This is a genomic window from Loigolactobacillus zhaoyuanensis (assembly GCF_003946385.1).
GTDB classification, from domain to species: Bacteria; Bacillota; Bacilli; order Lactobacillales; family Lactobacillaceae; genus Loigolactobacillus; species Loigolactobacillus zhaoyuanensis.
The window spans coordinates 1-11,372 of record NZ_RHOE01000067.1 but is presented as its reverse complement, the minus strand read 5'-3'; the positions used below and the strand labels follow the sequence as shown (position 1 = coordinate 11,372).

General features: G+C 43.1%; 12 protein-coding genes. All 12 read left to right on the top strand.

All coding sequences use genetic code 11. The features are described from left to right. The first annotated feature begins 171 nt into the window (after positions 1–171). A complete protein-coding gene (locus tag EKM76_RS11005; RefSeq protein ID WP_125550710.1) occupies positions 172–1,371 on the top strand; it encodes an acyltransferase in 1,200 nt (399 codons plus the stop codon). Continuing rightward, positions 1,328–2,860 (top strand): AMP-binding protein, encoded by a 1,533-nt coding sequence (locus EKM76_RS11000; RefSeq protein ID WP_125550709.1) that lies wholly within the window; start codon positions 1,328–1,330, stop codon positions 2,858–2,860. The genes EKM76_RS11005 and EKM76_RS11000 overlap by 44 nt, the downstream gene beginning before the upstream one ends. Beyond that, positions 2,857–3,822, top strand: a complete 966-nt coding sequence (locus tag EKM76_RS10995) for an aliphatic sulfonate ABC transporter substrate-binding protein (protein WP_125550708.1) — start codon at positions 2,857–2,859, stop codon at positions 3,820–3,822. Before EKM76_RS11000 ends, EKM76_RS10995 begins: the two co-directional genes overlap by 4 nt. 239 nt (positions 3,823–4,061) lie before the next feature. Then, positions 4,062–5,510, top strand: coding sequence for a daptomycin-sensing surface protein LiaX (gene liaX / locus EKM76_RS10990; protein ID WP_125550707.1), 1,449 nt, complete (start codon positions 4,062–4,064; stop codon positions 5,508–5,510). A 64-nt stretch (positions 5,511–5,574) separates the two neighbouring features. Continuing rightward, a complete protein-coding gene (locus EKM76_RS10985; protein ID WP_125550706.1) occupies positions 5,575–5,841 on the top strand; it encodes a PspC domain-containing protein in 267 nt (88 codons plus the stop codon). Beyond that, positions 5,841–6,116, top strand: coding sequence for a DUF4834 family protein (locus tag EKM76_RS10980; protein ID WP_125550705.1), 276 nt, complete (start codon positions 5,841–5,843; stop codon positions 6,114–6,116). The genes EKM76_RS10985 and EKM76_RS10980 overlap by 1 nt, the downstream gene beginning before the upstream one ends. Then, the gene (locus EKM76_RS10975; RefSeq protein WP_125550704.1) at positions 6,116–6,466 is read left to right on the top strand and encodes a phage holin family protein; all 351 of its coding nucleotides are present in this window, start codon (positions 6,116–6,118) and stop codon (positions 6,464–6,466) included. Before EKM76_RS10980 ends, EKM76_RS10975 begins: the two co-directional genes overlap by 1 nt. Before the next feature lie 196 nt (positions 6,467–6,662). Further along, a complete protein-coding gene (gene hprK / locus EKM76_RS10970) occupies positions 6,663–7,685 on the top strand; it encodes an HPr(Ser) kinase/phosphatase (protein WP_125550703.1) in 1,023 nt (340 codons plus the stop codon). After that, positions 7,685–8,530, top strand: a complete 846-nt coding sequence (gene lgt, locus EKM76_RS10965; protein ID WP_125550702.1) for a prolipoprotein diacylglyceryl transferase — start codon at positions 7,685–7,687, stop codon at positions 8,528–8,530. The genes hprK and lgt overlap by 1 nt, the downstream gene beginning before the upstream one ends. A gap of 73 nt (positions 8,531–8,603) precedes the next feature. Beyond that, on the top strand, positions 8,604–9,617 hold the full coding sequence (locus tag EKM76_RS10960; protein WP_125550701.1) for an NAD(P)H-dependent glycerol-3-phosphate dehydrogenase: 1,014 nt from the start codon (positions 8,604–8,606) through the stop codon (positions 9,615–9,617). Between the two features lie 118 nt (positions 9,618–9,735). Next, positions 9,736–10,143, top strand: coding sequence for a tetratricopeptide repeat protein (locus EKM76_RS10955; protein ID WP_125550700.1), 408 nt, complete (start codon positions 9,736–9,738; stop codon positions 10,141–10,143). An 82-nt stretch (positions 10,144–10,225) separates the two neighbouring features. After that, complete coding sequence (gene trxB / locus EKM76_RS10950; protein WP_125550699.1) at positions 10,226–11,179, top strand: thioredoxin-disulfide reductase; 954 nt, start codon at positions 10,226–10,228, stop codon at positions 11,177–11,179. Positions 11,180–11,372 lie beyond the last annotated feature (193 nt).

The window sequence follows — 11,372 nt, the reverse complement described above, 5'->3', positions numbered from 1 at the left end:
TTGATCTGGTACTTTCTAGCAATCAATACAATCCCTAACGAAGAAGTGAGATAGTCTTGAACCACCTGCAGTTTAAACTGCTTAGTATATTTAGTCATAGTAAAACCCCCGGTATTGGATTCTGGTCCAATACCGGGGGTTCACTTCAAGACACTGACTAATACACAAACAATGGCTAAAAAAAAGAAGCCTTACCTTTATGAAGTTGACTTGATGCGGATCTTCTTTATTTTCGGCGTCTTGCTGAATCACACGACGACCACCTTTGCCGCACAAATGACGGCCGCTAATGGTTGGCCGCATATCTTGTTAAACAGCACGCATTTGATGATCCATTTCACACGGATGGGCTTTATGTTTATGACTGGCTTAGTTTTAACCTTAAATTATTATCACCGCGATAATTGGCCGGACTTTTTTAAGAAACGTTTTGCCGGTTCGGGCTGGCCGTATCTGCTATGGAATTTAGTGTTAATGATTTTCGCTTTGTTGATTGGCGCGCCTGGCTTTTCTTGGTCTAACTTTGGTGCTAGTTATCTGGACGCCATCTTACATGGTGATCAGTTCTATATGTACTATATTTTAGTGACGTTACAATTGTATTTACTGTTCCCGTTGATCGTGAAAATGTTTAAAAAATGGCCCCATAAGCGCATCTTGCTAATTAGTTTTCTAGCGCAATTAATTTTGATGTTTGCGATTAAATACGGCTTGCCCAACGTTGATCGCAGTAACTGGATCTGGTGGTTCCGCTCATACGGAATCAATGTTTTCACTTATCAGTTCTACTTTATCTTCGGCGCCTACACATCTTTGCACTATCAGGCGGTCAATGATTTTATTCAACGCCACATTAAGCCGATCGCGGCAGTGACGTTGTCGCTAGGGGTGGGCACTGTTGCTTATTATGCGTGGAATCGCGGCATTTTAGGCCTATCACACACGGCGGCCGTTTCGCCACATCAGCCGTACATGTTAGTTTATGACACGTTAATGATCGTTTTTGTTTTCTGGATCGGTAAATGTTACTCATATTGGCGTCAGCACGGTATCTGGAATTGGTTTGAAAAGTTTGTGCGCAGCGGAGCTAAAGTCTCGTTCGGGATTTATTTGGACCAAACGATTGGTTTGACGCTTTTAAGTGGGCTGCTTAGTTTACTCAGTGTCCCTGATTGGGCGCTGTTCTTGCTGATTCCACTTGGCTATCTATTCGTGATCGCAGTATCGTTTGGGATCGCTTGGTTCTGTTATCGCGTGCCACCGTTTGGTATTATGATCGGCCGGCCGCAAGTGCATTTGTTTAAGCGTAAGAAAGGAATGGTGCTTCATGACCACACTAACAGAAAAATTATCACAACAACTGAAAAATAATTTAAATGAACCCCTGATCAAGGATGAAAACTTAGGCGTTTGGTTTACTGGCCGTGATTTACAGGCAGATGTTGATCAATTGCGGGCTGCTTTTACGGCTAATAAATTAGGTTATGGCGATCAATTATTGGTTTGCCTGCCTAATTCAGCAGTCTTTCCAGTGATCAATCAAGCTGCTTGGGAATTAGGTATCATTGTCCATCCAATCTCACCAACGACGCCGATTGCTGAATTGCGGGTCGATTGGCATGAACGCCATTATGCCGGTATTTTGTTGGCGCCAGCATTAGCCGCCGAATTGACGGAAGCGCCATTTGTGGCTAGCACCTTGAACTTGCATACGGTGGCTAAATTACCATTTTTAGTTGATAGTCAGCAGTTAGCCGGCCGTTTAGTCAGCAGTTCGCGCAGACCGCAAGAAAATGATCTGGGCTTGATCCTCAATACTTCTGGGACGACTGGTAAGCCTAAACGAGTTGGCTTGACCCACGCCATGTTGGTCAGTGCGGCACAAAATGATATCAGCAGTAATCATATGACCGCTGCTGATGTGGCAATGATCAACATGCCAATGTTCCATATCAACGCACAAGTGATGTCGACCTTATCGACGCGCTTAGCCGGCGGCAAGATTTTAGTCACGCCGAAATTCAGCGCCAGTAAATTCTGGCAACAGGTCAAGGATAATGGTGTCACTTGGGTATCAGTGGTGCCGACGATCATTACTTTCTTACTGCTGAATGACAACGCTAATCAAGTCTATCGCGCCAATGCGGCGGATATCCATTTACGCTATGTGCGCTCATCATCGTTTGCACTGCCCGAAGATAAACTGCGCGCCTTTCAAGATAACTTTGACACCTTGGTGATCGAAGGCTATGGGATGACCGAAGCAGCTAGTCAATGTACGATCAATCCCTTTGACGCACCGAAAATTGGTTCCGCCGGTAAGCCATTTGGCACTGAGCTCAGTATTTTAGTTGATGGCGAGTTCACCACGGAAGCTAATGTGCTCGGTGAGATTGTGATCAAAGGCGACCATGTGATCACGCAATATATGGACCCTAACCCAGATTCGTTTAAGGCTGGCTGGTTCTTAACTGGCGATCTAGGTTATCTAGATGAAGATGGCTATCTGTTCGTCAAAGGCCGCAGTAAGGAAATTATTAGTCGTGGCGGTGAGAAGGTGGCCCCCGCAGCCGTTGAAAACGTGCTCAACGAATTAGATTTCATTGAACAATTATCGGTGATCGGCATGCCTGACGACCTATATGGTGAAGAAGTGACGGCCGTGGTGATCAGCACCACGCCAGGCTTAAACGAGGCCGCGCAACGGCAACAGTTATTCGACTACGCACAAGAACATTTAGCCAAATACGAAACACCGACACGGGTCGAATTTGTCCGTGAATTTCCCCGTAATATGACGGGCAAGGTTCTGCGGCCACAACTGCGGGAACAATTATTAACGGTAGGTGCGGCTAAATGAAAAAGCACCGTGGAAAGTTAGTCTTACTGTTAGTTGCGTTAATTGCGTGGTTGGAAATTGCATTTTACGGTTACCTCCAAACAGATTCCACTCAAAGCAATTTGACTACGGTCACGATTGGATATCAAAAAGCTGACCCGGTGGATATTGCGCGGCAACGGGGTGAATTAGCCAAAAAAATGAAGGCAAAAGGATATAAAGCTGTCTTCAAAGAATTTCAAGATGGAACGGCTTTGGTCACCGCATTAAAAGCTGGTGATATTGATTATGCTCGTTTTGGTGACACGCCACCGGTGACGGCGCAAGCTAATGGCTTGAAGCTGGCCTATATTGCTGCTGGTGCTTCAAAAGAAAATGGTTCCGGTATTTTAGTGAAGAAAAATTCTAGCATCAGTAGCTTGAAAGATTTAAAAGGTAAACGAATCGCCTACACCAAAGGGACTTCGGCGCAATTTTTAATCATTCAAGCTTTGAAGAAGGCGGGCTTAACAACTGATGATGTGACGCTGGTCAATATGGATCAGTCGGCGTCGAGTGTTGCTTTCGCCAAAGGTAAAGTAGATGCTTGGGTCACTTGGGATCCATATACGGCTACTGCAGAAGTTGAGCAAAATGCTAAGCTGCTAGTTGACGGGACGGGCTTGTCCAAGAATCGTGATTTCCTTATCGCCACTAGTAGTTACGCTAAAGCCCACACGACCGTTAGCAAATATCTGACTTCCTATCTAGCAGATGATATGCAATGGGCGTCTAGTCATCAAACGCAATTGGTCACGATGATGAGTAAGACTTTGCATTTATCGCAGGCAGTGATCAAAAAACAAGTCGCGCGGCGAACTTTCTCGATGGGTAAAGTGACTAGCTCGATCGTCAAAGAACAGCAAAAAATTGCCGATACTTTTTATGCAGCTGGTTTGATCGACAAGAAAGTTAATGTTAAGGATGCTTTAGTGGATCAATAAGCGGAAGAGTTGTAACCTGAAAGTCAGGGCGCAACTCTTTTTCTATAATGGCACTAGTTTTTAAGCCTAAAGATCAATTCGACCAAATAGCTGAGTATAAAATCCAACTTAGGTCCTATGCTTTTTTTCATTGGTAAAGCGATAATAGAGACATAGCAAAAGTAATCAATAATTGCCTTTTAGACTTTGACTTTAAAATAATAATGGATTAGCTTAGATAGCCCAAGGAGGACAACAACATGAATGAACGTGAACGAATTCTTGATTTAGTTAAACAAGGTGTTATCTCAACCGAAGAGGCGTTAATGTTACTCGAGAACTTAGCACAAGATAAGAGTACCGCTGAACAGAAAAAACCGCAGGCTGAGCAAAAATCTACGCCAGCAGATGAACCTGATGACGATACGCAAGCATTAACTGAAGTTCAAGAACAAATCAAAACGATCGATCAACAATTGAAAGATAGCCAACATGAACTAAAAGTACAACAAGAGCATTTACAGGTGTTGGATACAATGGAAGATCTTGAAGCGTTATCGGCTGATAAACTGGCTGAACGTGATCGGACCAAGGAAAAAATTGGTCAATTAGAAAGTCAGATCGCCATTTTAAACGATGAAAAGGATGGCTTGCAAAAACAGTTGTCCGAGTTGCATAAAACACAACGTGACCATTATAAAGAACGACTGGCCGATAAATTAAATCTTGGCGATGACTGGCGCGATAACGCAACCGACACACTCAATCAAGTAGGTGAAAAAGTTGGTGATGCTAGCAACCAACTGGGCAAATTCATTAAAAACACGGCGCAAACGATCATGGAAAATGTTGACTGGAAGGAAGTCAACATCCGCGTCCCTGGCATTGCGACGACTAAATTCGACCATGATTTTGTTTATGAGAATGCGAGCGCCACGATTTTAGACGTTAAGGTGGCTAATGGTGATGTTAATTTTAAGACTTGGGACAGTCCCGATATTAAAGTTAGCGCACACGTGAAGTTGTTTGGTAAAATGGAATCAGATAGTCCGTTGGAAAACTTCTTACAACGTAGTGAGTTAGCAAATAATGCGGATACTTTAACTTTCAAAGTGCCGAATAAACGGATCCAAGCTGATTTAACTTTCTATTTACCAGAACGCACCTACGACCACACAACAATCAAGTTATTGAATGGTAATGTGACTTTAGAGGGCTTTGAAGGCGACGACTTATTCATCAAGAGTACCAATGGTCAGCTCACTTTCAATAGTGTCAACGCCTCAATGCTTGAAGTTGAAGGAATTAACGGTAATATTAAGGTGAATGGTGGTCGTTTGATCGATGCCTTAGTCAATACGGTCAATGGTGAAGTTCGTTTTACCAGTAACGTTGAATCAGCTGAATTGACTACAGTTAATGGTGACGTGAAAGCTACCATTACCGAAACTGAATTGACTAAGTTAGTTGCTAGCTCGGTCAACGGGAGTGTCAAAGTTGCTGTACCAGCACAATTAGCACTTACTGGTAAAAGCAAAACTCGCTTTGGTGCGATCAAGACTCGCTTGAGTAACGTTGATGTCATTAATGAGCGCCATAATACTGGTAATTCGGTTTATGATTTCGAGCGTGATCTAGGCGAAACACCAGCTAAATTGGAATTAAGCACCACATCCGGCAATATTTTGTTGAAAGATACGCAAGAATAAACGCGCTGTGGACCGCTTGTCCAGATAAACAGTGCGTAATAAATTTATCTGAGGAGCGCTGAAAATGGCAGAAAAACGTTTATATAAGTCGAATCAACATGTGATCAGTGGGGTACTTGGCGGTATTGCTGAATATTTCAAGATCGATCCAACCTGGGTACGGGTCATCTACGCCGTGTTAACTTTCTTCACGGTTGGTTTTCCAGGTGTGGTGTTATACGCGATTTTGGCTCTGGTAATTCCAAGTCGGCCGCAACACCCAGACTATCTGTCGCAAGATAGTACTGAGCAACAGTCGAGTACTAAAGATAGTGATTGGAGTGATTTCTAATGCCGTTTCTATTTCTACTCTTTTTAAGTCCGTTACTGATCATACTGGCAGTTGTTTTATTATTTACGCTACGACTACTAGCAGTACCGTTATTGATCCTGTTCGTTATTTTAATGCTAACGCGGCGGCGTGGTCATTCTAATCAGCGGCAACGGCAGCAATGGCAACGATACGGTCGTACTGAATATCGACAGAACCACCAACAGCAGCAACATCATCAGCGTAAAAACGCTCGTGATGTGAAGGTTCAAGATGATGACTGGAGTGACTTTTAATGGGTTTTTGGAAACGAGTTCTCGTTAACGCATTGATCTTCTTAGCGCTAGCTGGCTTCTTACCCCATATGATCTTTGTCTCCAGTATCTGGATGGCATTAGGTGCTAGTTTGGTGTTAGGTATACTTAATGCGCTGATCAAGCCGATTTTAACCATTTTATCGCTACCGATCACTATTTTGACGCTAGGTTTATTCAGCGTTGTGATCAATGCGGTAATGTTACAATTAACGGCGTTTTTTGTTGGTAGTGGCTTTGCTTTCAGTGGTTTTGGTGCTTCAATTTTAGCCGCTGTAATTATTTCAGTCGTTAACGCGATCATTAGCGATCGCTTCATGCGCCAGAAATAGTTGCTCGAATTTAGAAAACGTTACGGAATGTTCCGTGACGTTTTTTTGTTGGTCAATAATTCCTTGGCTGTTTCGTAAGAATGGGTGCGCTATCGTAAGCTAAATGTTAGAATAAAAAGCATAAGTATAAAAGCAAAGTAGTGCGTCTGATAATTTATATAACGTGCTGCTACTGATGAGATAGGAGCTAAGCCAGATGGTGCAAAGTGTCAAAGTAAGTGAACTCGTGACTCGCGCTAATTTAGAGGTTTACGCTGGTGCTGAATATTTGAAGCAACGCCAGATTACAGTAAGTGATATTTCACGGCCAGGTTTAGAACTAACTGGTTATTTTAATTATTATCCGCATGATCGGATCCAACTTTTTGGGCGGACCGAAATTTCCTTTGCCAAAAAAATGATGCCAGAAGAACGACTAATGATTTTTCGTAAAATGTGTGGTGAAGATACGCCGGCTTTTATCGTTTCACGGTCATTACCGGTACCACCTGAAATGTTACAAGCCGCTAAGGAAGCTAATATCCCGATACTTGGCTCTAAGTTAGCGACAACACGTTTATCCAGTTTATTGACGGATTATCTGGAAGGCCGCCTAGCTGAACGCCGCTCGTTACATGGTGTTTTAGTCGATATTTACGGTATTGGCGTATTGATCACCGGTGATTCTGGCGTCGGTAAAAGCGAAACTGCGTTGGAATTGGTTAAACGCGGCCATCGTTTGATCGCAGATGACCGGGTCGAAGTTTATGAACAGGATGAACAGACTTTGATCGGTGAAGCGCCAGCAATTTTACGCCATTTACTAGAGATTCGCGGTATTGGTATCATTGACGTAATGAATTTATTTGGTGCCGGGGCGGTACGTAGTGATACGCCGATCCAAGTTGTCATGCACCTAGAAACTTGGACGGCGGATAAGAATTTTGATCGCTTAGGTAACGGCGAAGAAACCATGCAGATTTTTGATGTTAATTTACCTAAAATCACGATCCCAGTTAAGATCGGCCGTAATTTGGCCATCATTATTGAAGTTGCAGCGATGAATTATCGGGCTAAAACAATGGGGTATGACGCCACTAAAACGTTTGAATCTAACCTAAATCAACTGATTCAGCAGAATACCTTAGAGGATGAGGCTGCCGAAGCTGATCAAGCCAATGACTCGCAATCTAATTCAGCAACTGAAACTGGACCTGATAAGGATGGTGGCCAAGCTTGATGGTAGCAGCATTAAATCCAATTGCATTACGCTTAGGACCACTGGAGATTCATTGGTATGGTGTTATCATTGCGACTGGTGTCGTTTTGGCCGTGATTTTGGCGATGCGTGAAGCCGAACGCCGGCAGGTCTCTACGGATGATCTGTTTGATATGATTTTGTGGGCATTGCCGTTTGCCTTAATTGGTGCACGGCTATATTATGTGCTTTTTGAATGGCCGTATTACGTCGCTCATCCGGGTGAGATCATTGCCATTTGGCATGGCGGTATGGCCATTTATGGTAGTTTGATCGCAGCAGCAATTGTCGTCTTAGTCTTTTGTCGTAAACGCCAGTTACCAGTTTGGTTAGTGCTAGATATTGCGGCGCCAACGGTTTTACTGGGACAAGGGATCGGCCGCTGGGGTAATTTTATGAACCAAGAAGCTTTTGGTGCCAAAACTACCTTGAGCTTTTTACAACAATTACATTTACCAGATTTTATTGTGCAACAAATGTATATTAGTGGTGCTTATCGCCAACCAACGTTCTTATACGAATCACTATGGGATTTACTGGGTGTGGTTCTACTACTGAGTCTGCGTCATCATAAAAAGTGGTTTAAGCAGGGTGAAGTATTCTTAGCCTATGTGGCTTGGTATGCCTTTGGCCGCTTCTTTATTGAAGAGATGCGTACTGATAGCTTGATGTTATTCGGTGCAATTCGTGTTTCTCAATTATTATCCGCCATTTTATTTGTTGTTGCTATTGGCCTATGGATCGGCCGCCGGTATTATGAGCCACGTTTACCGGATTATTTGACTGGTAATCAATTGGCTTCAGCTAAACGAGCAGCGGAAAAATAAGTAGCACACAAGATACTAGCTAGTTGTTATGGCAAATAACCGTTATCTTATGATGAAAAGGAAGATATTTAACATGAAGAAAATTGCAGTTTTAGGTGCTGGCTCTTGGGGCACCGTTTTGGCGAATTTGTTACTGAAGAATGGTCATCAAGTCACTTTATGGACGCATAAGCCAGAACAAGCTGCTGAAATTACACAGCAGCATACGAACCAACACTATTTGCCTGACTTTATGTTGGATCAAAATTTACGGGCAACGGCGGATCTAACGACTGCTTTAACTGGAGCTGATGTGGTCTTATTCGTGGTGCCAACCAAGGCCACTCGTGAAGTCGCCAAAAAAGTGGTTGCTGTGTTGACTGAGTTAAAGCAGCAACCAACGATCATTCATGCTAGTAAAGGCTTAGAACAGCAGTCACATAAGCGCTTATCCGAAGTTTTGACCGAGGAAATGCCTGTAACAACGCGCAAAGCGATCGTTGTACTTTCTGGCCCTAGTCACGCTGAAGATGTGGCGGCTGGTGATATCACTTCGTTGACTGCGGCCTCCAGTGACTTAGCAGCTGCCGAAATGGTGCAACGGTTATTTATGAACGATTATTTCCGTGTTTACACCAATACGGATGTAGTTGGTGTTGAGATGGGCGCTGCGCTGAAAAATGTGATCGCTATTGGTGCTGGGGCTTTACATGGCTTAGGCTATGGTGATAACACTAAGGCAGCCTTAATGACGCGTGGCCTAGCTGAAATCAGCCGCTTAGGTGTGGCCTTTGGCGCTAACCCGTTAACTTTTATTGGCTTGTCAGGTGTTGGCGATTTGATCGTGACTTGCACCAGCGTTCATTCACGTAATTGGCGTGCTGGGAATCAACTGGGACAAGGTGAACCACTGGATGCAGTATTGAAAAATATGGGCATGGTGGTGGAGGGTGTGGCCACAACAAAGGCTGCTTATGAATTAGCTGAACAAAAGCAAGTTGAAATGCCGATCACGACCGCAATTTATCACGTTTTATATCAGCAAAAAGATATTGGTACAGAAATTGCTTCCTTGATGCAGCGAGCTGGTAAAATGGAATTGGCGTAATTTTCGAGCGGCACATTAAGCTCTAAATGAGAAATTTTTTAAGGGTAAAAATTCGGATATATGCTATAATCGATATACTTTCAAGAATGGTTGAATTTAAAGGGGGAAACCAAACGCCATGGGTGAAGTTATTTCATTTCTACCATCGTGTGAATTTTATTTTAATTTAGGCATGACTGCTTTTTCGAAGAGTAACTATAAGAAAGCAATTACTTATCTGGAGCGCGCCCAGACTTTAGCGCATTCAGATGATGATTATGTTTTTGCAAATTGTCAGCTAGCGATCTGTCTACAATATGATAATCGCTATAATGAGGCTATTCAGCGTTTAGAGAAGTTGAATGGACACTATGGCGAACATCACCCAGAAATTCAATATTTCTTAGCCAACTGCTATGCTTTTATGAACGAATTCAAGCGTAGTCTAGGCTATGTCGAAGCTTATTTAGCCAGCGGTCAACAAGAATTTAAGCATGAGGCGACTGATTTATTATCCCAGTTACATCATGAACAAGGTAACTTCTAACTAAAAGTAAGCAAAACGCTAGACTTTCCAAAAATCTCAGTGTATGCTGAAAACATAAGATTTATGAGATGGAGGAATGAAGATGACGAAACAAGCAGATGTCGTTGTGATTGGTGCTGGTCCTGGTGGTTTAACGGCGGCGCTTTATGCGTCACGGTCAAACCTTTCAGTGATCATTGTTGATCGCGGTATTTATGGTGGTCAGATGAATAACACCGCTGAGATTGAAAACTATCCTGGTTTCAGCTCAGTTTTAGGCCCTGATCTAGCACAAAAAATGTATGATGGTGCCACACGTTTTGGTGCTGAGTACGTTTACGGTAACGTTACTGATGTAGAAGACCAAGGTGAATTTAAGCTGGTCCATACGGATGACGGTGATTACCAAGCTAAAGCGGTTGTTATCGCAACTGGTGCAGATCATCGTAAGTTAGGTGTTCCTGGCGAACAAGACTATAGTGGCCGGGGTGTGTCGTACTGTGCAGTCTGTGATGGTGCGTTCTTCAAGAACCGTGAAGTTGCCGTGATCGGTGGTGGCGATTCAGCGGTTGAAGAAGGTTTATATTTGGCTCAGCTTGCTTCCAAAGTAACGATCATTCATCGTCGTGATCAATTACGTGCGCAGAAGATCATTCAACAGCGTGCGTTTGACAATCCTAAAATTGATTTTGTTTGGAATGCGAATACGGAAGAAATTCTCGGTGACGAACAAAAGGTAACTGGCGTGCGCTATACGGATAAAGTGACTGGTGTGGAACATACACTTCCCGCGAGTGGTACCTTCATTTACGTGGGTATCGATGCTTTGACGGATGCGTTCAAGAATTTAAATATTTTGGACGAAAAAGGTTGGGTCGTTACCGATGATCATATGCAGACCGCCACACCAGGCGTTTTCGCCATTGGTGATGTTCGTCAAAAAGATTTGCGCCAAATTACGACAGCAGTCGGCGATGGTGGCATGGCTGGTCAGCAAGTCTTTAATTATATTCAAGAATTAGATGATAAAGCAAAACACGAAGTTCCTGCTAAATAATTCGTGAATCAAATATAGCTTTAAGTGAAACAGCTAGTGTCAGAATTAAATGGCTCTTTGTCAAATCCTGTTGATAGCTAATTTTAGACAGAATTGGAAGTTAAGCAACTTCCAATTCTGTTTTTTTATTTGGTTTCGTGCGCATCTGTTGTAACTTGATTCGAGAAACTAAATGATGATAGTTACGGAAGCC